The following is a 24,013-nucleotide window of genomic DNA, read 5'->3' on the forward strand; positions in this document are numbered from 1 at the left end:
CTAATCTCCCTTCTTCGGAAAGGGACGACGTTAGAAACTTCCAAAACAAGAATCTAGGCTTGTCATAGCCTCGCCCGCGTGCTTATTGCAAATGACTTGCAAGAGCAAATGGGGTTGCGATGGATGCCCGTGTACCTAAGGTGTTTACCGGCTGGGCCCGGAGCGGGGGCGAGGCGTCCCTGTCGGACGTCCACCGTACCGTAGCGGTGAAAAGCCAGTCCTCGACCTGGCGTCGCGCTGTCGCATTCGTCGGGCCCGGCTACCTCGTCGCGGTCGGATATATGGACCCAGGCAACTGGGCCACTTCGCTGGCCGGTGGCTCCAAATTTGGCTACGCGCTCCTCGTGGTCGCGCTGGTATCCAATATCATGGCCATAGTACTGCAATCCCTGTGCGCACGCCTGGCTATTGCTTCGGGTCGTGACCTAGCCCAAGCCTGCCGGGATACATTTCCCAAGCCAGTCGCCTACGTCCTGTGGGCGCTAGCAGAAGTAGCCATTATCGCAACCGACGTTGCCGAGGTTATCGGCACCGCTATCGGCTTGAACCTTATTTTCGGCATCCCTTTGGAAATCGGTGTGCTGATCACGGCCCTCGACGTGTTCCTGATCCTCTACCTGCAGAAGCTCGGCTTTCGCTGGGTCGAGGCATTGGTCATCGCGTTGCTGGCGGTTGTCGCCGCATGCTTTGTGGTTCAGATCGCCTTGGCAGACCCCAACTGGGGCGATGTTATCCGTGGATTCGCGCCGACGACTGAGATCGTCACCAACCCGGAAATGCTATACTTGGCGCTAGGTATCCTCGGAGCCACCGTGATGCCGCACAATCTCTACCTCCATTCGGGCATCGTGCAGACCCGGGACTACGGAGACAGCCTGCCGGAGAAACGCGAGGCACTAAAGTTCGCCACTATCGATTCAACCGTGGCCCTGATGTTCGCGCTGTGCATCAACGCTTCGATTCTGATCTTGGCAGCGGCGACGTTCAACGTTGCCGGTCAGACGGAGGTCGCCGAGCTCAGCGAAGTGCACAGCCTGCTCGCTCCGATGCTAGGCCTGGAGATCGCGCCGACCCTATTTGGTATCGCGCTGCTGTGCTGCGGAATTAATTCCACCGTGACGGCTACCCTGGCAGGCCAGATCGTCATGGAAGGTTTCCTCGACATCAAGCTCGCTCCCTGGCTGCGTCGCTTGATAACCCGGGCAATCGCGATAATTCCTGCGGCAGGGGTAACGATATGGTTCGGCCAGTCCGGCACCGCCCAACTTCTTATTCTCACTCAGGTGATACTGAGCCTTCAGCTTTCCTTCGCGGTTTTCCCCTTGGTCATGTTCACGGCAGACAAGACGAAGATGGGCGAAATGGTCGCGCCAAAATGGCTGATCGCCTTCGCGCTGCTTATCGCGGTCGTGATCGCCGGACTGAACGCCAAGCTGCTGGTCGACTTCGTGCTCTGACATGGTAGGCGGAGGAGACGTGGACGCCCTAACGCGGACCTGCCGGGAAAGAGGGCTAAGATCGACCGGCAACTTGACAGCGGTCCTCACCGCCTTGGCAACTACAGGGAGTCATCTCGACATAGAAGGAGTGCGGGATACCGTACGATCGGGGGGACGAAGCATATCCCTGGCCAGTCTGTACCGCGTGCTGGCCCAACTCACTAGAATAGGCGTGGTCGAGACGCGGCACTTCGTGAACGGGAGGAGCCGCTACGAACTGGCTGCCAGTCCAGAGCACGACCACCTAGTCGACCTCGAAAGCGGCAAGATACTCGAGTTTACGGACAACGCCCTGAACGCCCTGGAGGAGGAGATCGCCGCCGGCCTAGGCTATAGGATCGTCCGTCGAAGGCGGATACTTTATGTGGTGCCCATCGCAGATGAGCAGTCGTCCGTGGCTATAGCGGGTGATGCGGCGGATGCGTCGGGCTTAAGATCATGAGGCGCGAAATTGCGACCAGAGGCAAAGAAGACCATGGCTACTTCGCCGCAGATTTTCACTCCGGCCTCTGCTGATCCAGCACCCGGCCCTGCAGGCAACGATTTGGTGCACGGGAAAAACCGGACTTGATCGACCGCCAGGCCTCCCGGCCACAAGGGTACCTAACGTGTTAACCTAACAGGCACAGCCCTGCCGGTTACGACTGCCGACCATCGTTCCGGTCGACCTTAGCTCCCGCATCAGCGGTAGGCGCCAAGAGGGCAAGGAGCCCCAGGCGGCCCAACACCACGATGACGAACGGCCAAACGATAGCGGACAGGAAGCTGTTGAGAGCCAATTGCCCTTCGGGCTCCGCGCCCCTTAACCCGGACCAGAGCAGCACCACCTCGACTGCTACCACGCAGACCAGTGGAAGAGCCGTAGAGCCGAAGCCCCGGAAAACGACCAATGCAGTGAAGAACACCAGCAGGCCGGCATGCATGTGAAGCGGGTCGAACGAAACGTCCATAGCAAAGAATCACGGTTCCCAGTAGCCGTAGGGCAGGATGCAGCAAGGGCCTTTACGCAGGCTTAAGGTTACTTACCCAAAGTGCGGCGAGTGCAGGATCGCCTCTCGATCCGGCCAACCACACAGGTTCTCCATGCGACTCATCACCGGCATTATCGTCATCCTACTCTGCGTTTTCGGCGGATATGCTGCCATGGGCGGCAAGCTCGCGGTGTTGGTCCAGCCTTGGGAATACGTCATCATCCTGGGCGCCGCGATCGGTGCGTTTATCATCGGCAATCAGGGCGCTGTCCTCAAGGGAACGATCGGGGTGATCGGCAAAATCTTCATGGGCCCGGCGTACAAGAAGCAGGCCTACCTTGAGCTGTTGGGCATGCAGTTCGCCATGTACAAGCTGGTCCAGGCTAAGGGTATCCTCGCCCTTGAACAGCATGTCGAGAACCCTAAGGACTCGACGCTGTTCAACGCATTCCCCACCTTTGCAAAGAATCACCATGCCGTCGAGTTCGTTTGCGACTACATGCGCATGGTCACCCTCGGGTCAAACAACGTCCACGAGATGGAAGCTCTCATGGACGAGGAGCTCGAGACCCATCACCAAGAGCGGGAGCGCATGGTCGGCGCCTTCCAGTCGCTCGCCGACGGCACGCCGGCATTGGGCATCGTGGCTGCCGTGCTCGGCGTGATCAAGACCATGGGCTCGATCAGCGAGCCGCCGGAGGTCCTCGGCCATATGATCGGCGGTGCCTTGGTCGGCACCTTCTTCGGCGTGTTCATCGCCTACGGGCTATTCGGGCCGATGGCGCAGTCGCTGCGTGGAACCTACGAGTCCGAATCCAAGTATTTCCTGTCCCTCAAGGCGGGACTGTTGGCCCACATCTCCGGCCAGGTACCGGTCATGGCGGTCGAGTTCGCGCGCAAGGCTTTGATGTCCGATGTTCGGCCAACGTTCGAGGAGGTTGACCTCGCGACACAAAACTTGCCGGCGACCACCTAGCGCGATCGCGACTGAGCACTGGCCGAGCTGTCGTTCGACCCCCAAAGAACACCCGCCACTGGGCCGGCTTAGCAAGAAGGGGAATGGATGTCGAACCGCCGCGCCGTAGAAACAAGGCTTAGGCAACTCCTGAGCCAACAAGCGAATTCCCCCGCCTGATGGCTAACGACTGATTGAAGTTCTGCGTCTAATTCGCTTCAATTTAGAAGCATTGTACCGGGAGAGCCAATCTCGCCGCCTTAGCCTCGTCCTGCACAGGGACGAGACTATGCTCCGCAGGATAATCGCAGCTTTATTTGTAGCGACTATGTTGGTCGTGCCTTCCACTGCAGCTTCAGCGATGGATTTGACCAACCCGGCGTTTGCTTCATTAGGAAGCATTACAAGTATTCCGGTTGGGCACATGGAATTCTGTCGCTCCCGTCCCCTCGAATGCGTCCGCAACCCCGCTTTGGTTCCAGCTGTCGCGCTGGATCAGCTTCTTTGGGACGAACTCCTCACGATCAACGCCCGATACAATGCCGAGGTTCGTCCCGTCTCTGACGACGACCTGTACCAGGTTGCCGAGTTTTGGACTTATCCCGGTGGGGCGGGCGACTGCGAGGACGATGTTCTGGCAAAGCGGCGCGCACTTATGGACGCAGGATGGCCGGCCAGCACCTTGTTGATCACCGTGGCGAAGCAGGGCAACGGCGCTGGCACGCGGTGTTGATGGTCCGCACCGATCGCGGAGACCTCGTACTCGACGATCAGGAGGCAGGGTTCTTGGGTGGTCGAAAACGCCATATTCTTATGTCAAGCGTCAGTCCCAAGCGGATGCCGGTCAGTGGGTCGATCTTCAAGACAATCGTCCAACCTTTGTGGCCGAAAGCGCCGACATAGCGGTGGGCGCGCGACGCAACTCTGATCACAGCTGAAGCCCTTCAATGAGCTCCAGATTGCGTTCGAGCCTTGCTCGACCATCGCTTTCGGCTATCCCGCCGGTTAGGCAAATAACTCATTCGGCGGGTGCCCGAACAGTCCCATCGCCCGTGCGTGGCAACCCAATGCGATAGCGGCGATCGGACAGTGACAGCACCCCCGCCGCAGCCATCAAAACGGCGCCGAACCAGATGAGGGTGATGAAAGGCTTGTGCCACACGCGTATGACCTGTGTCGCTTCGAGTGGCTCCCCGAGCTGAAGATAAAGTTGTGAAAAATAGTAAGTTTCGATGGCCGCCTCGGTGGTTGGCATGCCGCTGGCGACATAGGTTCGACGTTCGGCGATGAGCGGTCGAGTGTCGCCGGCCGGTGACGTAACGGTAAAATGCCCCTCATCGGCAACATAGTTCGGTCCGGGGACCTGAGCCAAACTATCGAAGGCGATGACGTAGCCCGAGAGTTCAACGTTGTCGCCCGGATTGAGCGTGGTCACCAGCTCTGTTTCCCAGGCGGAAGTGGCGACGATACCGAGCACCGTTACCCCTATGCCGAAATGTGCCAAAGCGGTCGACCAGGTCGAGCGCGGCAAGCCGATCAGCCGACGCCAGCTTTCGCTGGGCGGAATGCGACCCATCTTGCTACGGTCGATAAGTTCCGCGATGGCGCCGAAGGCTACCCAAAAGCCGAGTAGCAGGCCCAGCGGCGCCAGCGAGATCGACACACCACCCAGCCCTGCAACGAGGATTGTGCAGGAAACGGCAAGTGCTGCCGCACCGATCAGTCGTTGCGCTGCACCGACGATGTCGGCGCGCTTCCAGGCTAGCAGCGGCCCGAAGGGCAGCACAAGAAGCAGCGGAGACATCAGTGCGCCGAATGTGAGATTGAAGAAGGGCGCGCCGACTGAAATTGTGGTGCCGGTCAAAGCATCGAGCAGCAGAGGATAGAGCGTGCCCACCAACACGGCGCCAAGGGCGCTGGCTAGGAACAGGTTGTTCAGGATGAGCGCGCCTTCGCGGCTGACTGGAGCGAAGAGGCCGCCCTGCCGCAGCGAGGAAGCCCGCAACGCGAAGAGCACAAAGGCGCCGCCAATGACCAGGGCCAGCAACGTCAGGATCACCAGCCCGCGTGTCGGATCACTGGCAAAGGTATGAACCGACGTCAAGATGCCCGAGCGCACGAGGAACGTGCCGAGCAGCGACAGGGAGAAGGTGATGATGGACAAGAAGATCGTCCAGATTTTCAGCGCATTGCGCTTTTCCATCACCAGCGCCGAATGCAGCAGCGCGGTGCCGGCCAGCCACGGCATGAAGCTGGCATTTTCCACCGGATCCCAGAACCACCAGCCGCCCCAGCCCAGCTCGTAATAGGCCCAGTAGGAACCCATGGCGATGCCCAGCGTCAGGAAGGTCCAGCTCAGCATGGTCCAGGGCCGCACCCAGCGCGCCCAGGCCTGGTCGATGCGCCCCGAGATCAGCGCGGCAATGGCAAAGGAGAAGCAGACTGAAAAGCCGACATAGCCCATATACAGCAGAGGCGGATGAACGGCGAGGCCGATGTCCTGCAGCACTGGATTGAGGTCATTGCCCTCAAATGGCGCGGGAACAACCCGCTCGAACGGGTTTGAGGTAAACAGCGTGAAGCCGGCAAAGGCCGCGACCAGCAGGCTTTGCGTCGCCAACACCAGCGTCATCAGATCGGATGGCAGGCGCCGACCAAAGGTCGCCACCATGGCCCCGAACGCCACCAGGATCAGGATCCACAGCAGCATTGAGCCTTCGTGGTTGCCCCAGACGCCGGAGATCTTGAAGATCAGGGGCTTCAGCGAATGCGAATTATTGACCGCCAGCGCCAGCGAGAAATCGGACTTGACGAAGGCCTGGATCAGGGCCGCGAAGGCAATCGCCACCAGAATAAACTGCAGCACCGCGCTCTGGCCCAAGACCAGCGCAATGCGCTCCCCGCTGCGCCAATAGAAGTAGCCGCCTATTGCCGAAACGCACGCGATCGCAAAAGCGAGTACTAACGCGAAGTGCCCTAACTCGATTGCCATCATGCAACTCCCTGCGGACTTAATCGGATAACCTGGCGAACTGGACCCCGGGCGGTACGATCGTGAAGCACCCAAACATAAGAAAGTGTGGCACCCGGCTTATCCACAGCGTGGCACTTGCCGGACGTGAACGGTCGGATGGCCGGCGGCGGCTGACAGCGGCCCTTCGAGCCAGCGAGCGCTCCATCATCACATGCAGAATAATCCTGGCGCCGGAGGCGCTAGCTTAGTCAACATCGCCACCAATACATACGTAGCCGCCAGCCCACGCAGGTATTGTAAAGAGCCATAGCTCGGATTCACCTAGGGTCCTTCTCTCGGGCAATGGCAGCGACGAATTCATCAAGGGACGCGCGATCCAGCGGACCGACGTGCCTCCGCAGAACCAGACCGTCCGCCCCGACAAGGAATGTTTCCGGGACGCCGTAGACACCCCAGTCGATGGACGCTCGACCGTCCCTGTCGGCCCCGATCGCATCGTAGGGATTGCCCAATTCCTCGAGGAAAGCCGTAGCGTTCGACTCCTCGTCCTTCAGATTTACGCCGAAGAGCCGAACACCGGTTCGTTCCTTGAGTTCAACGAGCAGGGGATGTTCGTCCCGGCAGGGAATGCACCAACTGGCGAAGACATTGACAACGCTCACCTGGCCGAGCAAATCGGCCCGACCGAGCCCGGGCACGCCCGTCGCCAAGATCGGCGGGAGAGTGAAGTTCGGGGCCGGCCTGTTCACCAGAACCGATGGCAAGTCAGTAGACCTGTCGTTGAGAGCGACAGCGAACGTTCCCACGAGACCAACCACCACAACCACAGGGATGCTGGCGAGGAACAGGCGGCGGGCGGGGCGGGGGAATTGGTCCGACGGTCTCACGCGCGCCCGATCGGGTCGGGCAACTGCGGTAGTTGCGTCTGGTCCAGGTACGCGGCAGGCTCTGGAGTCCGCTGCGCGGGCTGCGGCTTCGGCCTGGTGGCCCAAAGGAAAAGCGGGATGACGGCAACCCACACCAAGAGGAACAACATGATCGACCAAAGAGCGTAGTGGAAGAGCCGCAAAGGCAAGGGGGCCTTATACGCCATATTGGTGCTCCGATACCGCCGTCGCTGCGGGGACGGGTCCCCTTTTCACGAAGCTAAGATATCCGCTCAACCGTTCCGGGAGTAGGTCGATAGCGTTCATCATGGTCGTTTACTCCTTGTGGCGGCATAGGTTGTGCGTCGATCCAATAGAGCGCCTCCAAACAATAAGATCACCCCAAGAGTGATCCAGACGTCCGCTAGATTGTTGGTGAACAGCGGTGTGTCCAGGCTCCCAAACGAAAGGAAATCGGTGACCGCACCGTTCAGCAACCTGTCGATGAGATTGGAGGCGGCGCCCGCGATGATGCAGCCGATGGCCAATGGCTCCCGGTCCGATTTCGAACGGGCGAACCAAATCACGAGAGTTGCGGTCATCGCCGCCGTGACAAGCGCTACCGGCCACGGGGAGCCCGCGAACAGGCCAAAGGAAACGCCGGGATTGAAGACCAGGCGCAAGGATAGTCCGGGGACCAATGGTATTGCTCCCACGAAGCCTTTCATCGTCTCCAATGCCCAAAACTTCGTGCCGATGTCGACAGCGACAAGGATGGGGATGAGGTAAAGTGCGACGAACGCCTTCCTCACGCCTTGCCCCCCAATCCCTTCCAGCCAAGTAAACGCATGGCGTTCGCCGTGACCAGAACGGTCGCGCCGGTGTCCGCGAGAATGGCGGGCCACAGACCGGTGACACCGATCACCGTTGTAACCAGAAAGAAGGCTTTCAGCCCGAGCGAGATCGTGATGTTCTGGCCGATGTTGGCCATGGTCGCCTGCGAGAGCGCGATCATATTGGCTACGTCAACGACGCGCCCGTGCAGAACTGCGGCATCTGCTGTCTCCAGCGCGACATCGGTGCCGCCGCCCATGGCGATTCCAATGTCGGCAGCGGCAAGTGCCGGCGCATCGTTGATGCCATCGCCGACCTTCGCCACTACCTTGCCGGTGGCCTTGAGTTCTCCGACGATCCGTTGCTTGTCCTCGGGCAGAAGTTCGGCCCGCGGCTCGATGCCCAGAGCCCTGCCAATTGCGGCGGCGGTGCGCTTATTGTCGCCTGTCAACATCACGATGTCAGCGCCCAGGGCCTTGAGTGCCTTGAGGCCCTCGATCGCATCCGGCCGCGGCTCATCACGCATCGCGATGAGACCTGCGACCTCTCCATTTGCTAGCAGCACCGAGACGGTCTTGCCCTCATCGTTCAAGGCAACGATCCGCGCATCGAGCTCAGTACCGAGCGCCACCTTCTCCGCAACCGCCTTTGGCGAACCAAGGAACAGGTCGGTGCCATTCACGGTGCCGACCACACCTTTGCCGCCGACAGCGCCGGCCTTTGTGGCCTGGGCGGGCTCGATGCCGTCAGCCTTTGCCCTGGAAAGAATAGCGCTTGCGAGCGGGTGGCTCGACCCGACTTCGAGAGCGGCTGCAAGTTCAAGGGTCTCGCGCTCAGATCTAGCGCCTGCGACGATGTCTGTGACCTGCGGCTTGCCGGCAGTCAGGGTGCCGGTCTTGTCCAGGGCGACCATATTGATCTTGCCGAGGGACTCGAGGACCGCGCCGCCCTTCATCAGCAGGCCGCGGCGAGCGCCTGCGGAAAGCGCGGCGGCAATTGCGGCCGGCGTGGAGATGACGAGTGCGCAGGGGCACCCGATCAGGAGGACGGCCAGACCCTTGTAGATCCACTCGTCCCAAGGCGCGCCTGTGATCAAGGGAGGCAGGACCGCAATCAAGGCGGCGACCACCATCACGCCTGGCGTGTAGTAGCGGGAGAATCTGTCGATGAAACGTTCGGTCGGAGCCTTGGATTCCTGGGCCTCCTCGACCAGCGCGATGATCCGCGAAATGGTGTTGTCAGCTGCAGCGGCCGTTACGCGGACGCGCAGAGCGCCTTCCTGGTTTATGGTTCCGGCGAACACTTGATCATCGATCTGCTTGCGCTTGGGCACGGATTCGCCGGTCACCGGCGCCTCATCGATCGCGCTCTCACCGGACACGATGATGCCATCGGCTGGCATGCGATCGCCCGGACGTACCAATATGACGTCGCCGATGGCGAGGGAATCGGCAGGGACTTCGTCGGTCTTGCCTCCGACCTCGCGGAACGCGGTCTTGGGCACCAGTGAGGCAAGCGCCTTGATACTGGCGCGCGCGCGCCCGGTGGCTACGCCTTCCAGCAGTTCACCGACCAGGAACAGCAGCACCACGATCGCCGCCTCTTCGGCCGCGTTGATGAAGACGGCACCGACCGCCGCCACCGTCATCAGCGTCTCGATGGAGAACGGGCTGCCATTAACCGCACCGACATAGGCGCGACGGGCGATGGGGAGCAAGCCCACGACCATCGCAGCAATGAAAACCCACTGTTCTACCTGCGGAAAAATCTGCCCCGCCGCGAATGCCACGGCGACCGCAATTCCTGCGATGATGGTCAGCCGAGCCTTCGAAGTCTTCCACCATGGACCTTCTTCGAACGCATGGTCATGGCCGTGAAGACCCTCAAGGGCCGCATCCTTGCCAGCCGCTGGTGTGGTCGCGGGCTCCCTGCGCTTGCCGTCCGAGCTCTCGGGTACGCTGTGACCATGCCCCCCATGATCGTGATCCGCGTGCGGAGCATGATCGTGATCGTGGCTCTCACGACCATGACCGTCATGATCTTGGTCCTCATCAACCCCGAGGCCATCCGCAATGACAGGTTCATCCAAGGCACCCCCCGGCGCTGCGCGTGCGGGCAATGGGGTGGCCTTGTATCCGAGGCTCGTCACCTTGCCGGAAACCACACCGAGGTCAGTGGCGCTCGAATGCATGACCGTCATCGTGCCTGAGACGACCGAGACCGAAACGTCCTCAACGCCGGCAATGCGGCGCACTGCTGTGTCCACCTTGGTAGCGCAGCTGGCGCAATCCATGCCTTCTACACGGAAGCGTGTTGTATCAATCCCCGCGGTCATATCACCGACTCCTTGAATTCGTTCCGCCTGCGTACCTCCTCTAGCCACTACAGGAGCAAGCGCAAATGAATCACGGGATCGCGATCGGCGAGGCATCGGAAGCCACCGGGGGAGAGTGCCACCATCAGATACTGCGAGCAGATCCGACTTTTGCCGCCGCCGCCACGCACCGAAGGCAACCGGCCGACCTACGACAGGAAAGATGTGGACCGCCTGACCTTCATCCGTCATTCCCGCGAACAAGGCTTCGACATCGACGAGATACGCACCTTGCTGTCCCTGCAGGCCGCGTCCAATCAATCCTGTGGTCAGGCAGATGCGATTGCAAAGGCCCTACTGGTGGAGGTGAAGCGGAAGATCGCTAACCTAACCGCGCTTGAATCCGAGCTGGAACGAATGCCTGCACGGTCGCGTAGAAACATGCAGGTAATCGAGATCCTTGCCGATCATTGCAAATGCACATTCCACGATTGCTTCGCTCTGATTGGATGAGAGAAAGCCCCTAGAGCGGGGCGACAATTTGCCCCGGTCGTCGCGGTAGCCACCGCAAACCCTGGTTCGCGGCACGACAGGGACTTTGACACCGCGTGGTTCTCACGAGGTCGTGATGGCCGGGCCGTATGCAAGCCGCAAAAATGCCGACTTAAACCTTTGTCGATGCCGCGCAGTTGGCAGACTCGCAGGGGGCAGATGGGCAAGCGGGAAGGAATACGGTTCGGGCCACGCTCGGCTCGCCGCTACATGCACTTGGATGGCTTCAAGGACGAACCGGCTTTGACCGTCCTGTCGGCCGAAGGGAGCGAACGCGGCGGTCGTGAAGTCAGTCTTGGCTGGCTGGCAGGCACAGTGTTGACCGGCGTGACCTCGGTGTTGCTTATGGGCGCAGCACTCTATGTATCGTTCGCCGGGGTCGACAGCTTCTCAACCGCCTACAAGGCCCTCGATCTCGCTCCGTCGGAAGCCGTGGTGGCGGCAGTCGCCGAAGGCAAAACGGATCGCCGACGACCCGTTCTCACCACGAGGTCGAGCCGTGATGAAATCGAGGCCAGTGTGTTGGAGGACGTAGGCGGAACCAACCTCATACGCAACACCACGTTTGTCCGGGTCAACGCCACACTGGCGACATCTGAGACCATTCTGACCGACGACGTCGCCGCATATGAGCCTCAGAACTACCTAGGCGCGGTTGTGGATGACGTTGGCTCGGCTTTAACGGTCAGTCTCGATGTGATGGGCGAACCTGTCGATGCGGAGGTTGTCGTCACCAGCTCAGCGCTGCCACCAGGGTTCGTACCAGCCCAATACATCGATGATACCGCTGCCGCATCGTTTGCCGCCGTGGGAATTTCGGAGCTTGCGGCGGATTACACGCTGGCTTACGCCTCGGTGCAAGGCTCCGTCTACGATCTGGCACCGTCCATGGGCGTGGCGGAGAACGTCACCGTGGTGCCCAAGAATTCCGTCGCTGGTGAAGGCCAGCGGATCAGCGAGCGGATCGTGAAACTTGAGGAAACGACATACCTGGCCGACGCTCTACTGAAGCACGGCTTCAGCGCGGCAGGCGCTGAGTCCGTTATTGCCACCGTTCGCAACGTCGTGCCTGTAACCACGCTGGCTCCTCGGTCGCGGCTGCGCATCCTGCTAGGTCCTTCCCGCTCGGGCTCAGGCCTCATTCCATATCGGCTCAGTATCTATCGCCACGACGACTCGACCAATTCGGACACGCACATTGCGACCGTCGCATTGACTGACGCGGGCCAGTACGTCCTCGGCTTGGCGCCGTCCGACATTCCGTTCGCCGAAGACAGCACCGAAAGCATCAGCGTGGCCAATCTGCCCACGATCTACAAGTCGATCTGGGAGACCGGAAGGCGGAATGAGCTGGACGACGCTACCATCTCGAGGATCATCGCTCTCGTTGCTTACGATGTGGACTTATCGCGAAGGGTGCAGCCCGGCGACTCGCTCGAACTGCTTCAGGCGGCGTCCGTCGGTGCCACTCCCGCCCAATTGCTCTACGTCAGCCTCAGGCTCGGTAACTCGGAACGGAACTTATATCGCTTCCGCACTGACGACGGCGCCGTCGCCTATTTCGATGAAAGCGGCGAAAGCGGCAAACGCTTCCTGCTGCGCCGTCCCCTCGAAGGCGGCGGTCGCCTGACGTCGGCCATGGGTTCGCGCGTCGACCCGTTTAACGGTGGCAATGCAAACCACGAAGGCACTGATTTTGCAGCGCCGCGTGGAACCCCGATATTCGCCGCAGCTGATGGCACCGTCGAGATGGCGCAATGGTATTCAGGATACGGACGCTATGTTCGTTTGTCCCACGCTAACGGCTACAGCACGGCATACGCCCACATGAACCAGATCGCGGACGGTATCGCGCCAGGTAACGCGGTCCGGCAGGGGCAGGTCATCGGATATGTTGGTTCTACGGGCCGTTCCACGGGCAACCATCTGCATTTCGAGCTTGAGATCAACGGCCGTATCGCCGACCCGCTAGAAGTAAAGCTGCCCAGGGCCCGCACCCTCCCCCCGCAATACGACGGAAAGCTCCAGCAGACCATAGAACAGGTACGCGCCATTATGGATGCTGCGCCACGCAATCAAGCCTCGTCGGCGTGATCCAAGTTCTGCATGTTGGCGACGTTCGCCTTGGCCTCTTCGTTCCCTACTTGGCCACACTAGTTTACCCCTGCTCGATGTGACGGCGGCACTTTGTTGCGTCCTCACCGGTGCCGTCGATCCTAGGCATCTTTAGGTTGGCTGCCAGCATCTTCGTTCCACGGCCGCTGGGCGCTTGCGGACACAGTCATCGACTACCCTATCTGCTGGAAGAAAGGCACCATCTGCAGGAGCCAAAATGCGAACATCGACAACTGGCCCGTAATCATTGCGACGCCCATTGCGATCATGACCAGCCCCGCTGCAAATTGCAGCCACCGCCCGAATTGGCGGATGCTCTTAAGGCGGTCGGACAAACCTTGGGTGAAGAGCGCGGACAGGACGAAGGGAAGACCTAGTCCGAGAGAATATACCCCCAAAAGGGCCATCCCGTTGCCCGAGGTTTCTGATACGGCGCTGAGCGTCAGGATGGCACCAAGCACCGGGCCGATGCATGGGGTCCAGCCGAAACCAAATGCCAGCCCTAAAAGGTATGCACCGGCAGGCCTTCCGCCCTCAATGGCACCGTGATAGCGCACATCGCGCTCGAGCCAGGCGAAGCGGAAGATACCGGTCGTGAATATGCCGAAGACGATGACCACGATGCCGCCGACCAGGTTCGCCTCCGCGCGGTAGGATAGCAATATCCTGCTGACCACCGTGGCACTGGCGCCTAAGGCGACGAATATGGTTGAGAAGCCAAGGACGAAACAGAGGCTCAGGACAAGTGCGACCTCCTTCCGGCGCGTCAAGATAGAATCTTGTTCCGAGATCGTGGAATTTCCGGCGATGAAAGAGACGTAGGCAGGTACCAGCGGTAGTACGCAGGGAGAGAGAAACGAAACGGTGCCTGCCAAGAACGCCGTCAATATGCCGATGTTTGAAATCTCCATCTAGTCGGAACTCGGCAGATCAAGTTGCGCGGTGGCGCCGGTTTGCAGGTAGAGCTTGAGGGCAGCATAGGTTTCCGCGCTGTCCCATTTCCGCGGGCCCACCCAGCGGTAGATTTCCTCACCACTGCGATCAATGAGAATGGTCGTCGGAAGTCCGACCACACCCCCAGCCGACATGACCGCCATCGTCGGATCGAGGAACACCTCGAGGTTGCGGATGCCGATCTCCTCGAGAAACGGACGAACGGCATCATTTCCGGCTCGATCGATCGACAGTGTCGCGACCCGAAATCGCTCTCCGCCTAGTGCCGACTGGAGATTGGCCAAGTCCGGCATTTCCTCCCTGCAAGGCGCACACCAAGTCGCCCAAACGTTAATCAATGTCGATTGTCCGGCAAAGGAAGCTATCGTTTGCGGGTTTCCCTCGACATCGAAGAAGCCCAGCTCGTCCAAGCTGCTGCGCTCTGGCGTGGAGACGCTGGAGCCACTCGGCGACATGAAGATCATCAGGGCAACCAGGACTGAAGAGGCCAGACTCAGCAGGCCGATCGAAAGCCAGATCCTCGGCCAGGGACCGGGAACAGATCCGCTCAAAACACTCATTCCTTTCGCTAGGAGTTTGACTTCGCAGCGCGCGAACTGTCCATCATCTTAGATGGTGATTTCTGAAATGTGCACCTACACCAAGGTGGGCGGTGAGTGCTGTTCGGGCCCAATTAGCTATGCCCATTCGATGGCTCTCGCGACCGCCATCGACCTGCACATAAAGCTAGGCCGGACCCAACTACATGGTCAACCTTGTGGGCAGAGGCATTCCGCCACCTGCGACACATAGACGCTCAATGCGTTGCTACTACTTCGCATACCTTTTCAAGGAGCGGCTACTCAGTCTGGGGCCAGGCGGCGAAGACGACCCTGGCTACTCGGACTTGTATCCTACGTACGCAATAGCCGACCGCAAGCTCAGTGATGTAGCCGGGAAGACCACATACCAAATCTTGACATGCCCAAATTGCTTTTGTGCATAATCCGTAGCCAAACGCGTTGGAATCCTGGCCGATGTAAAAAGGCCTTAGGTGGCGTGGCTGTCAAAGGGCATTCCTATGTTTCAGTGCATCAGATGCTGGACTGAACCGACGGTCGGAAACCACCGACTTCTAACAAACGCAACATTGGAAGCTAACTCCCTGTCGTTTGATGTGCGTGCTGATCCGCGCACGTAGAGTGCTTCAGGCTAATCTCCCACCGCAGATCGCCGGTGCTAACCTGCAGTGGGGAAGTCGCCCTCAACATGAGCTGAACGCCCAATAATCATCCTTAACGCTGAATGCAAAACGGTGGTTTTCCTGTCCAGGCACGGAGAAGTCTTTGCTCTCAACGCCATGCGCGACCATCCACTTTAGTCAACAAAGCGCCGGAATGGCACCTTGACCAGGGTGCCTCCGTAACAGCGTCGTCTCTTGATCTCGCCCAGCCGTCGCGGCTGGCGCAAAACTGCGTTTGGTGAAAATGTTTGAGATTGGTGGGAATGGCTCTTCCGATGAAGCTGCCGATCGAATTCGCATCGGCGTTTAGAGCCGAACCGCGCCGTGCAAAGCCGCAGTTGGGCACGGAGATTTGGCGGACCTGGTACCCGTGGCACGCGCGATGTTCATCGGGGGCGTTGCGAGGCAGCGGCGGGAATGGCGGTTGTGGACCTCACAGCCCCAAACCCAAGGTGCGTGCATAGTGTCGCACTTTTCCTAACGGCGACCAACTCGGTAGACAGCTGCTTTTGCAGGTGTCACAAAGTGAGACCGCGTTTTCTTCAAAACCAGTCAGCGAACACTGATCCGCGTTGGACTGATAGGGCCTTTCGATGTCCGAACACTCAAATTACACCCCCGGGAATGCTGCCGAGAAGTGGCTGGACGAGCGTCTTCCGGTCGCCAGGTTTGCCAAAGAGCACCTGATGGACTTCCCCACGCCCAAGAACCTCAACTACTGGTGGACGTTTGGCGCGATCCTCGTGATGTGCCTGGGCATTCAGATCGTCACCGGCATTATCCTGGCGATGCACTATACTCCCAATGTGGCGATGGCATTCGACTCGGTCGAGCACATTCGCCGTAACGTCAATGGCGGCCGGATCATCCAGGCAACCCACGCCGTTGGCGCTTCGATGTTCTTTGCGGCGCTTTACATCCATATCTTCCGCGGCCTGTTCTTCGGCTCCTACAAGGCGCCGCGCGAGATCCTGTGGATCCTGGGTGTCATCATCTTCATCCTCACCATGGCCACTGCCTTCATGGGCTATGTGCTGCCTTGGGGCCAAATGAGCTTCTGGGGCGCCACCGTCATCACCAATATCTTCTCGGCCATCCCAATCGTGGGCGAGAGCGTGCTGCAGTTGCTGCGCGGCGGGTTTGCTGTGGGTAATCCCACGCTCAACCGCTTCTTCTCGCTGCATTACCTGCTGCCATTCGTGATTGCAGCCGTGGTTGCGCTCCACATTTGGGCGCTGCACGTGCCCGGCAACAACAACCCTACGGGCGTCGACGTTAAATCGACCCGCGACACTGTCCCTTTCCATCCGTACTATACGATGAAGGACCTGTTCGCGATGGTGCTGTTCATGATCCCATTCGCTTGGTTCGTGTTCTTTGCGCCAGACATCCTGGGTCACCCGGATAACTATATTCAGGCCAATCCGCAGGTAACCCCGGCCCATATCGTTCCCGAATGGTATCTGCTGCCGTTCTACACCATCCTGCGCGCCATCGACTTCAACGTGCTGTTCATCAACTCGCAGCTCGGCGGCGTCATCGCCATGGGCCTGTCGATGGTGGCGCTGCTGGTCGTGCCGTGGCTGGACACCGCACGCGTTCGTTCGGGCCTGTTCCGCCCCATGTTCAAATGGTTCTACCTGCTGTTCGTGATCAACTTCATCGGGCTGACCTATCTGGGCGCGCAGCCGCCCGAGGGCATCTACACCATTCTTTCGAAGGTCTGCACAGCATACTACTTCATCCATTTCTTTGTTGTGCTGCCCGTGCTTTCGCGGATTGAGAAGCCCTTGCTCCTCCCGACAAGCATTTCCGAGCGCGTTCTGAATAGGGCCGATTGATGGTGGACTAGGCAGTTGTCCCAACCGAGAACACCATTGCAACAAAGCCGTGGCGACGTGAGACCAGGGCCTCCGCTGGCGGGATGCTCCAGCCGAATATGGCCCGCATAAGACCATCTACAACCGCTTCATCCGGTGGAGCCGGCTGGGTGTATTCAACCGCATTCTGGCGGAACTTGCCGCGCACGGGGCGCAGCGACGGCTCGGTCGTGCGCTACGTCCTCCGGCTTCACCCAGCGGGACGGCGATCCTCTCGCGTCTGACGGCGCGCGGAAACCAACCTGCAGCTGCGCAGCGATGACCTCGCTCGCAAGGTAGGAGAGCCCGCTTACCTTCCGGATCAGGACTTTTGGCGATTGGCACTCGTGCGCATGCCGAAATTGAACGAGTTCATGCCCCATACAAGGCCGAAGAATAGCCACAAATGGCGCCAGTGTTCACCCTCGTGCAGAGTCGCGCCCATTACGATGCCGAGAAGGGAGATGAGCAGCGCAATCGCGATTGCGTCCTTCGTCCTTCGGTAATTCCGGATTGACACGACAACGCTCCCGACGGCGAGAAAGATCCATGAGAGTCCGCCGCCCCAGCCATAGTTTACGAAGGAGCTCAGCCAGATGTTGTGGATCGGCTCGGGAAATATCTTCTCAAGTTGCAGCACGCCCAACCCGATGGGGTTTTGCAGGATCATCGGCACCACCAGCAGATATCGCGCATACCGTCCATCCTCGCCGAGGTCATAGGCCTTAGCAAAAGTCAGGCGATCCAGGAGCTTGGCGGTGAACTCCGCCGAGGTGAGGCTGGCAAAGGCGAACAGCGCGACGCCGGTCACAACCAACCCGCAGATGATCAACAGCAGCCGGCGCGGTCTTCCGCGATTGTGAAAAAAGATGTAGGCGAAAAAGCAGAACAGCGCCGCTACAACGGCGATGCGCGAGAATGACAGCAGGATGCCAAGTAGGACCAACGCCAAAGCGCCGCTGAAGAGCACCTTGCTAACTTGGCCCAGAGACAGGAAATAGGCACAGAAGACCACGGCCGGAATTAGGAACGAGCCATACATGTTCGGATCGTCGATGAAGCCCTTGGCGCGGCCATCCCAAGTTAGCAGCTCCATCTGGGTAAGGAAGCCGATGGTGCCCAGAAGCGATGCAATCACGCAGGAGAAGATATAGACCTTCATAAAGGTTTCGAAGTGCCTGCGGTTCCAGCTCATTGAAACGAAAGCACCGATCACGCCTATCGAGATGGCAAAAGATTTTGCCAGGAGCTCGAAGGTGACGAGTTCCTGCCGGAGATGGGGCAGCGATGCAAGAAAGAAGGACAGCGCCCAGGCCGCCAGCATCAGCGTGAGTGCCAGAACGCGCCGGGTCACCTCCATCCTGGTAAAGAGCGACATGTAGACGAGCGTGACCAGGAAGGACGTGATGTAGAGCAGGTCGACAGGAGAGGGCCGCATCAGCGTGAAGTTCATCGCCAGAACCGCAATCAGGAAGATCAGGTTCCGCGTAGAAAAGACAGCGAAGCGCAGTCCGGCGAGGCTGATGCCGGTATCGGCTTTGGCCGTACCGTTGCGAGTGCCCATATCCGCCGTCATGGCGCCAGCCCATATCCGAGCAGGATTTCTACACTGCCAAGTCCCCCGCGATCTGGCGCGCTGGAGCAAAAGTGCGTTCGAGCGTGCTCTTTTACCCAATGACAGACCGGCCCTGGCCTCAGTTGATCCGCATTGGCGTCATCAAACTTGGGTTGCTTGGAGACGTGGTCTAACACGGTCTGTTTAGATCGCCTGCGGTACATTGGCTGCCACGCGGTGTAATTCTCGACACACCGTTAGTAATGGCCCAAGGTTTATAGTGGGTGAAGCGCCGCCGCTACCAAGATTCACTGGTCTAGGAGTTCCGCAAGCGAGCACAACGCCGTGCAAGCATGAATCTTGAGGGAGTGGCATCTCAACCACATTCCCCGCCGGTTGTCATTCAGATCGACGACCGACGACAAGGTGGTCCATTCTCCAATCCGGCCGTTCTTGTCCTTTGTGACGTCCTGCTACCGCAGGACAGGGCGAGCCGACCGACACCTAAGCCAGAGAATCAGCAGGGCAGAGGAATAACGTGTCCTGTTGTGCGCTTTCGGCTGTCAGGATGAGCGAGCAATCGACCTCGGTAAACGAGGAGCGCCACGGTCGGCCAGAGCATCGTGTTGCCGATGTCCCGGAGGGCGCCACTGACATCGATGTCCAGCACACCGTGATGTATGCCGTCTAGCAGTTCGTTCGCTAATTGTGCGACGAGAACAACTAGCCATGGAACGATGCTGGCGGGACCACGCCGGAATAACAGCATGGCCGCAACGTAGATGCCCAAGCCGATGTGGATATGCAGCGAATCCCTGCTAAGGAACAACAACTCACTAAGTACGGTTTTAATCTCGTTCAGCATCTCAACAGCACGAGCTTCCCACCTTACCTCAATGTTACCATTGAGGATCAAAGAAGACGGTCACTCCCCTTCCGAGGAGGAGGGATGATCGAGCTTCCAGACGTCACTGCGGAGGCGCAACCGGCATGGCGGCAGGTTCAGTGGGTGCCATAGTATCCGGGCTTGCTGGCGACCTTGTCCCGCCGGTGGACGGCGCGGCTTCTGTGGTCGGCTCCACGGTAGCATCAGGGGTTTCGGCCGCAGAGGCGACGCCGGCACCAGTACTGACAAAATCGGCAGGCACCAGCGGATTGATCTCGGCGGCGAACTGATCGAGCGTCTTGTTACCAGTGAGCGTCCTGCCATTGACATAAAATGTCGGGGTGCCTGAGAGACCAAATTCGTTGAGTGCCTGCTCGCGCAGCGCTTCCATCCCAGTGAACAACTCCTGATCCGTCAATGCGGCGTCAAAAGTTGCCTGGGTAAACCCCAACTGCGTCGCAATTTCGAAGATTGCGTCGCGCGGCGTCTCGGACGTGGCCCAGTCGGTCTGGGTCCGGAAATAGGTCGACAGCACGTTGTGGAAATTTGTCGGACCGGCCGCCTCGGCCAGCATAAATACGGCGGCGTCCAGCACATTGCGCACGAAGGGGCGGACGATCAGTTTGATCTTGCCGGTATCAACATACTGCTTGACTAAGGCTGGCAGCACTTCGTTGGAGAAGGTGGCACAGTGCGGGCAAGTGGGAGAGGCATATTCGATGACGGTGACTGGCGCGCTCTCGCTGCCCTGAACATGATCCACAACGCCCCCGGCGGGTGCCATTAGCTGCGCTACATCGATCATGTCCCCTTCAGCAGCATTGACAACGCCACCCCCGTACAAGCTGAGCGCCGACGCAGCAACGCCCAAAACGATAGTGTCACGGCGGGTAAAGTTCACGGCTAATGCTCCTGTCGTTATGTGCGGGAAACTACACGGAGCAAATGTAGAGGGAAGTGGACACTTTCATCAACCCGGCGTGAATATCCTGACAAATCATTGGCCCTATCGGAGCCGGTTTAGCCATCAATCGCGCCCCGGTCTGCTGGAGAGTGCACGGCCCGATGTTCGTCGTGCTTCCCTCAGATAGCATGATGCAACCTGCCGCCTTAACGCCGACCCCCGCAATTAAAGGGCCGAAACACACTGGGGAAAGCCGCGGCCTACTTCGCCAGGGGCCCGATATGAGATTCTCCTTTGTGGCGAAGCACCGAGTTACTTGGCCGATCTCGCTAATCTGCGGGGCGCCCGGCGGGAGTCGCACCACGTGCTGGCCGAAGGGCTCGACGCCGGTCTACATCGCATCGAGCGGCTGATGCGCCCGGAAGGCCTGCGAACTCGGCCGCGGCGGCGGGCCAAGGATGGCGGCAGCGTCATGCGATCTCCCCGACATCACGGACCGGGCGTTCGTGGCGTCGGCACCAAACCAGAAGTGGATTGCCCACTTCACCTAAATCTGGACGGCCCAGGGCTGGCGATATGTGGCGGCGGTCGTCGACCTTTCCTCCCGCCGGGTGGTGGGCTGATCGATGAGTTCATTGATGACCGCTCAACTGGTAGCCGAAGCGCTGATCATGCCCATCTGGCGCCGCGGCAAACGCGACAGCCTGTTGCATCGCTCCATCCAGGGCAGCCAATATGCGTCCGAGAAGTTCCAGCGCCTGATGGCCGATCACGGCATCACCTGCTCGATAGGCCGATCTGGCAAGCCTCGGACAACGCGGCGAGGGTGGGCAAAGTGCGCAGATTGATACAGCGTTCGCAATGAGCTGGCGTTTGCTGACATAGACACCACGAGTTCCGTATGAATCTAAATGGGTTGACCAGCGGCTTCAACGCTGGCACCACCCACTAGTGGGGGCATCGGGCCACCGATGCCCCGGAAATCGCCAGGCAGACGAGGTAAAACGAATGGGAAGATTTGCTGGGCCTGCGGCTGCCGTCGCGCTTGGTATGTGGGCCGCACCGTCCTTTGCTCAGTTCAATTCCGAGGACTTCGTAGACGTGAACATACGCGGTATCGGTGAGGTCCTCGCGCGAAGCCTCGATGTCAATTTGCAGGAGTTCATCGATCTGGGCTCGGTACGGGTGCCAATCGCTCTTGCCGCCACGGTATGCGACGTGCAGATGGAGGTGCTTGCTGCGTCCATTGTTGGCAGCCCGGCCCGCTGCGACGCAACGTCCACGACAGCTGCCTTGACCGAAATCGTGTGGAACTTGCTGCCAAGGAAATAGGGGATTGCCTTTGGTCGTGGCTACAGCGGATCGACTGTTGGCCGTGCTCACATCCTCAGGCTGCTTCGTTCGACATGGGTCGAGATAGCTGTCACTTCCCACCGCATCGATACGCAAACAGTCCTCAAGTGCACAGACCGTCAAAGGAGCATTGAGATACGGAGGAGCCTGAGAAAGGGGCCGCTTGCGATGCTTTCTTGACCTGGACTACTTCCTAGTGCCGCTCTTGTCACGGTGACCGTGTTGGTCCAAGTCGCTTGATTTGTGGCCTGGATGATCATGATGTTGGCCTGGGGTTTCCTTCGCCACTAAAACTCTCCTTTCCCATGTCGGTCGGCAACAACTGCGGCTCAGCTGCTGCGTTCCTCGATGCCGGCAAAGTGAAATCGTGTCTTCCTTGACGCACTTGGCCCTTCCAGTGAGTTTGCCGCATGCACTTTGATTCGTGGACAGGGCTTTCATGACCTGGCTGGCCGATATAGCCATGCTGAGCCATGGTTGGCGCCGTTTCCTGCTGCTGGTGGTGGCAGGCGCCGTTGCCGGTCTGTCCATCCCCCCGCTGTTCATAGTCCCTGCCCTCTTCGTGAGCTTCCCGCTTTGGGTCTGGTGCCTCGATGGCGCGGAGCGCGGCCGCGGCTGGCGGCGCCTGTTCGGCCCCGCCTTCACCATCGGCTTTGCCTTTGGCTGGGGCTATTTCACAGTCGCTTTCCATTGGATAGGCGCGGCATTTTTAGTGAGTGGCGGGATCATGATCGCCCTGATGCCGTTCGCCATCCTGGCGCTGGCAGCGCTGATCGCGTTTTTCTGGGGACTGGGCAGCGCGCTGGCGCATCTGTTCTGGAGCCATGGTCCCTGGCGCATCGTGACGCTCGCCACCTTCGTGACCATCGCCGAATGGGCGCGCGGGCATGTGCTGACCGGCTTTCCGTTCGATTTGCTGGGCTATGCGCTGACCCCAACCGACGAGATGATGCAGATCACCTCGGTGATCGGCGTCTATGGGCTGACGCTGGTGGCGGCGTTGCTGGCGATGACCCCTGCGCTGATCTGGCCCGCCGACGGACGTAGTCTCAGCAGGCGCCTCCTGCCGTTTTTTATCGCTATGGCGGTGATCGCGGCGCAACTCGGCTATGGCCACAATCGTCTGACCGGTACCGTCTCGACGGAACGCACCGACATCGCCATGCGGCTGGTGCAGCCGCTGGTTTACGAGCATGCCGACTGGGGCAATGCCGATCCGGTGGCGCTGATCGACCGGCTGCTGATGCTGTCCGAAATGCGGATGGACCCGGCCGACCAGGGGCTGGCCGACATCACCCATCTGGTGTGGCCGGAATCGAGCCTGCCGTTTTTCCTGTCGAGCTATCCCGATGCGCTGGCGCGGATCGCCCGGCTGCTGCCAGAAACCACCACATTGCTGGCGGGAATTCCACGGCAGCAATACGCGCTGGACCAGACTCAGGGTTCGGGGCCGCCGTTCAATGCGCTGATGGCGGTCAACACCAATGGCGAGGTCATTGCGTCCTACGACAAGTCCCATCTCGTGCCGTTTGGCGAATTTTTGCCGTTCAGCCAGTTCTTTTTGAAGCTGGGCATCAAGCAGTTCGTTCCGGGCGCCGAGGGCTGGGCCCATGGCGATGCGCGGCGCCGGCTGATGAGCCTGCCCAACACGCCGGCATTCCTGGCGCTGATCTGCTACGAGATCCTGTTTTCAGGCGATCTGGGCGATACGGCCGGCGCGCAGTTTATCCTCAATATCACCAATGACGCCTGGTTCGATGGCTCCATCGGACCGGCCCAGCATGCCCATCATGCGCGGGTGCGGGCGGTTGAGGAAGGGCTGAGCCTGGTTCGTGCCGCCAATACCGGGCTGACCTTCGCCACCGACCCGCTGGGGCGTGTCACGGGGCAGATCGAGCCGCTGCAGATGGCGGTGCTGGATGTGCGCCCGCATCAACGGCTGGCGGGCACAGTGTTCTCCCAGGTGCGCCACTGGCCGCTGCTGATCGCCCTGCTGGCGGGGCTGCTGATTTCGCTGGTGGTTTCACGCGCCGGGCGCCGCAGAGCGGTTTGACTACCGGAGAAACACGGTTTGTAAAAACACATTGGCCTCCACCTCAGACGCTGTTTATCGCTGCAGCATTTCAAAGTCCCGATGACTGAGGGCGCTCAGATTGCCGCTTACCGAGCAGCTCTTTCAATACTGACTTATCAACTTCGC

19 protein-coding genes and 3 pseudogenes are annotated in these 24,013 nt (G+C 59.8%); 12 read left to right on the top strand and 10 right to left on the bottom strand.

Features of this window, described 5'->3' with window-relative positions:
* Nucleotides 1-119 precede the first annotated feature (119 nt).
* Nucleotides 120-1,457, top strand: a complete 1,338-nt coding sequence (locus tag C8264_RS14250; RefSeq protein ID WP_108461639.1) for an Nramp family divalent metal transporter — start codon at nucleotides 120-122, stop codon at nucleotides 1,455-1,457.
* 19 nt (nucleotides 1,458-1,476) lie between these two features.
* Nucleotides 1,477-1,941, top strand: coding sequence for a Fur family transcriptional regulator (locus tag C8264_RS14255; protein WP_245893203.1), 465 nt, complete (start codon nucleotides 1,477-1,479; stop codon nucleotides 1,939-1,941).
* A 196-nt stretch (nucleotides 1,942-2,137) separates the two neighbouring features.
* Here C8264_RS14255 and C8264_RS14260 read toward each other — a convergent pair whose 3' ends face one another.
* Nucleotides 2,138-2,449: a hypothetical protein gene (locus C8264_RS14260; protein ID WP_108461641.1), complete on the bottom strand. Its 312-nt coding sequence runs from the start codon at nucleotides 2,447-2,449 to the stop codon at nucleotides 2,138-2,140.
* A 133-nt stretch (nucleotides 2,450-2,582) separates the two neighbouring features.
* Between C8264_RS14260 and motA the strand changes: the two genes are divergently transcribed.
* The 3 genes from motA (at nucleotide 2,583) to C8264_RS22845 (ending at nucleotide 4,363) form a co-directional block, all read left to right on the top strand.
* The gene (gene motA, locus C8264_RS14265) at nucleotides 2,583-3,446 is read left to right on the top strand and encodes a flagellar motor stator protein MotA (protein WP_108461642.1); all 864 of its coding nucleotides are present in this window, start codon (nucleotides 2,583-2,585) and stop codon (nucleotides 3,444-3,446) included.
* 340 nt (nucleotides 3,447-3,786) lie between these two features.
* Nucleotides 3,787-4,158, top strand: a complete 372-nt coding sequence (locus C8264_RS22840; RefSeq protein ID WP_342748700.1) for a transglutaminase-like cysteine peptidase — start codon at nucleotides 3,787-3,789, stop codon at nucleotides 4,156-4,158.
* The gene (locus tag C8264_RS22845; RefSeq protein ID WP_342748701.1) at nucleotides 4,142-4,363 is read left to right on the top strand and encodes a transglutaminase-like cysteine peptidase; all 222 of its coding nucleotides are present in this window, start codon (nucleotides 4,142-4,144) and stop codon (nucleotides 4,361-4,363) included. Before C8264_RS22840 ends, C8264_RS22845 begins: the two co-directional genes overlap by 17 nt.
* 80 nt (nucleotides 4,364-4,443) lie before the next feature.
* Here the strand turns inward: C8264_RS22845 and C8264_RS14275 are convergent, their stop codons facing one another.
* The 4 genes from C8264_RS14275 to C8264_RS14295 all read right to left on the bottom strand — a co-directional run bounded on the left by C8264_RS14275 (nucleotide 4,444) and on the right by C8264_RS14295 (nucleotide 10,434).
* On the bottom strand, nucleotides 4,444-6,417 hold the full coding sequence (locus tag C8264_RS14275) for a heme lyase CcmF/NrfE family subunit (RefSeq protein WP_108461643.1): 1,974 nt from the start codon (nucleotides 6,415-6,417) through the stop codon (nucleotides 4,444-4,446).
* Nucleotides 6,418-6,716: 299 nt separating this feature from the next.
* Nucleotides 6,717-7,286: a DsbE family thiol:disulfide interchange protein gene (locus tag C8264_RS14280; protein ID WP_205245686.1), complete on the bottom strand. Its 570-nt coding sequence runs from the start codon at nucleotides 7,284-7,286 to the stop codon at nucleotides 6,717-6,719.
* 305 nt (nucleotides 7,287-7,591) lie between these two features.
* Nucleotides 7,592-8,077, bottom strand: coding sequence for a signal peptidase II (lspA, locus tag C8264_RS14290; RefSeq protein ID WP_162783654.1), 486 nt, complete (start codon nucleotides 8,075-8,077; stop codon nucleotides 7,592-7,594).
* Entirely contained in the window at nucleotides 8,074-10,434 is a 2,361-nt protein-coding gene (locus C8264_RS14295) for a heavy metal translocating P-type ATPase (protein ID WP_108461646.1), read from the bottom strand. The genes lspA and C8264_RS14295 overlap by 4 nt, the downstream gene beginning before the upstream one ends.
* 65 nt (nucleotides 10,435-10,499) lie before the next feature.
* Between C8264_RS14295 and C8264_RS14300 the strand changes: the two are divergent.
* Together C8264_RS14300 and C8264_RS14305 are read left to right on the top strand one after the other, a co-directional pair.
* Nucleotides 10,500-10,926, top strand: a pseudogene (locus tag C8264_RS14300) (MerR family DNA-binding protein).
* Between the two features lie 198 nt (nucleotides 10,927-11,124).
* Nucleotides 11,125-13,059, top strand: coding sequence for a M23 family metallopeptidase (locus tag C8264_RS14305; RefSeq protein WP_162783655.1), 1,935 nt, complete (start codon nucleotides 11,125-11,127; stop codon nucleotides 13,057-13,059).
* A gap of 194 nt (nucleotides 13,060-13,253) precedes the next feature.
* On the opposite strand, the gene C8264_RS14310 is transcribed toward C8264_RS14305, so the two are convergent.
* Together C8264_RS14310 and C8264_RS14315 are read right to left on the bottom strand one after the other, a co-directional pair.
* Nucleotides 13,254-13,991 (bottom strand): cytochrome c biogenesis CcdA family protein, encoded by a 738-nt coding sequence (locus tag C8264_RS14310; protein WP_108461648.1) that lies wholly within the window; start codon nucleotides 13,989-13,991, stop codon nucleotides 13,254-13,256.
* A complete protein-coding gene (locus tag C8264_RS14315) occupies nucleotides 13,992-14,498 on the bottom strand; it encodes a TlpA family protein disulfide reductase (RefSeq protein WP_162783656.1) in 507 nt (168 codons plus the stop codon).
* 1,351 nt (nucleotides 14,499-15,849) lie between these two features.
* On the opposite strand from C8264_RS14315, the gene C8264_RS14320 reads away from it, so the two are divergent.
* Complete coding sequence (locus tag C8264_RS14320) at nucleotides 15,850-17,097, top strand: cytochrome b (protein WP_108461650.1); 1,248 nt, start codon at nucleotides 15,850-15,852, stop codon at nucleotides 17,095-17,097.
* A gap of 67 nt (nucleotides 17,098-17,164) precedes the next feature.
* Nucleotides 17,165-17,287 (top strand): annotated as a pseudogene (locus C8264_RS14325) (transposase); the annotation flags it as partial.
* A 150-nt stretch (nucleotides 17,288-17,437) separates the two neighbouring features.
* On the opposite strand, the gene C8264_RS14330 reads toward C8264_RS14325, so the two are convergent.
* The 3 genes from C8264_RS14330 to C8264_RS14340 form a co-directional block, all read right to left on the bottom strand.
* Entirely contained in the window at nucleotides 17,438-18,691 is a 1,254-nt protein-coding gene (locus tag C8264_RS14330; protein WP_108461651.1) for an O-antigen ligase family protein, read from the bottom strand.
* A 496-nt stretch (nucleotides 18,692-19,187) separates the two neighbouring features.
* On the bottom strand, nucleotides 19,188-19,535 hold the full coding sequence (locus C8264_RS14335) for a hypothetical protein (RefSeq protein ID WP_162783657.1): 348 nt from the start codon (nucleotides 19,533-19,535) through the stop codon (nucleotides 19,188-19,190).
* 103 nt (nucleotides 19,536-19,638) lie between these two features.
* Complete coding sequence (locus tag C8264_RS14340; protein ID WP_108461653.1) at nucleotides 19,639-20,457, bottom strand: DsbA family protein; 819 nt, start codon at nucleotides 20,455-20,457, stop codon at nucleotides 19,639-19,641.
* Nucleotides 20,458-20,800: 343 nt separating this feature from the next.
* Between C8264_RS14340 and C8264_RS14345 the strand changes: the two are divergent.
* From C8264_RS14345 to lnt, 3 genes and pseudogenes are all read left to right on the top strand, one after another.
* Nucleotides 20,801-21,263, top strand: a pseudogene (locus C8264_RS14345) (DDE-type integrase/transposase/recombinase); the annotation flags it as partial.
* 205 nt (nucleotides 21,264-21,468) lie between these two features.
* Nucleotides 21,469-21,792 carry a hypothetical protein gene (locus C8264_RS14350; RefSeq protein ID WP_162783658.1) on the top strand — a complete coding sequence of 108 codons (324 nt, stop codon included), beginning with the start codon at nucleotides 21,469-21,471 and terminating at the stop codon, nucleotides 21,790-21,792.
* A gap of 460 nt (nucleotides 21,793-22,252) precedes the next feature.
* Complete coding sequence (lnt, locus tag C8264_RS14355) at nucleotides 22,253-23,866, top strand: apolipoprotein N-acyltransferase (RefSeq protein ID WP_108461655.1); 1,614 nt, start codon at nucleotides 22,253-22,255, stop codon at nucleotides 23,864-23,866.
* Nucleotides 23,867-24,013 lie beyond the last annotated feature (147 nt).

The sequence above is a fragment of the Devosia naphthalenivorans genome (assembly GCF_003056355.1).
GTDB lineage: Bacteria > Pseudomonadota > Alphaproteobacteria > Rhizobiales > Devosiaceae > Devosia > Devosia naphthalenivorans.

What these genes read in the sequence shown, in the direction of transcription:
- C8264_RS14250 (WP_108461639.1), top strand. Translation starts at nt 120, where the DNA reads ATGGATGCCCGTGTACCTAAGGTGTTTACCGGCTGGGCCCGGAGCGGG.
- C8264_RS14260 (WP_108461641.1), bottom strand. Translation starts at nt 2,449, where the DNA reads ATGGACGTTTCGTTCGACCCGCTTCACATGCATGCCGGCCTGCTGGTG.
- motA (WP_108461642.1), top strand. Translation starts at nt 2,583, where the DNA reads ATGCGACTCATCACCGGCATTATCGTCATCCTACTCTGCGTTTTCGGC.
- C8264_RS22840 (WP_342748700.1), top strand. Translation starts at nt 3,787, where the DNA reads ATGGATTTGACCAACCCGGCGTTTGCTTCATTAGGAAGCATTACAAGT.
- C8264_RS14275 (WP_108461643.1), bottom strand. Translation starts at nt 6,417, where the DNA reads ATGGCAATCGAGTTAGGGCACTTCGCGTTAGTACTCGCTTTTGCGATC.
- C8264_RS14295 (WP_108461646.1), bottom strand. Translation starts at nt 10,434, where the DNA reads ATGACCGCGGGGATTGATACAACACGCTTCCGTGTAGAAGGCATGGAT.
- C8264_RS14305 (WP_162783655.1), top strand. Translation starts at nt 11,125, where the DNA reads ATGGGCAAGCGGGAAGGAATACGGTTCGGGCCACGCTCGGCTCGCCGC.
- C8264_RS14310 (WP_108461648.1), bottom strand. Translation starts at nt 13,991, where the DNA reads ATGGAGATTTCAAACATCGGCATATTGACGGCGTTCTTGGCAGGCACC.
- C8264_RS14315 (WP_162783656.1), bottom strand. Translation starts at nt 14,498, where the DNA reads ATGATCTTCATGTCGCCGAGTGGCTCCAGCGTCTCCACGCCAGAGCGC.
- C8264_RS14320 (WP_108461650.1), top strand. Translation starts at nt 15,850, where the DNA reads ATGTCCGAACACTCAAATTACACCCCCGGGAATGCTGCCGAGAAGTGG.
- C8264_RS14330 (WP_108461651.1), bottom strand. Translation starts at nt 18,691, where the DNA reads ATGACGGCGGATATGGGCACTCGCAACGGTACGGCCAAAGCCGATACC.
- C8264_RS14335 (WP_162783657.1), bottom strand. Translation starts at nt 19,535, where the DNA reads ATGCTGAACGAGATTAAAACCGTACTTAGTGAGTTGTTGTTCCTTAGC.
- C8264_RS14350 (WP_162783658.1), top strand. Translation starts at nt 21,469, where the DNA reads ATGGGAAGATTTGCTGGGCCTGCGGCTGCCGTCGCGCTTGGTATGTGG.
- lnt (WP_108461655.1), top strand. Translation starts at nt 22,253, where the DNA reads ATGACCTGGCTGGCCGATATAGCCATGCTGAGCCATGGTTGGCGCCGT.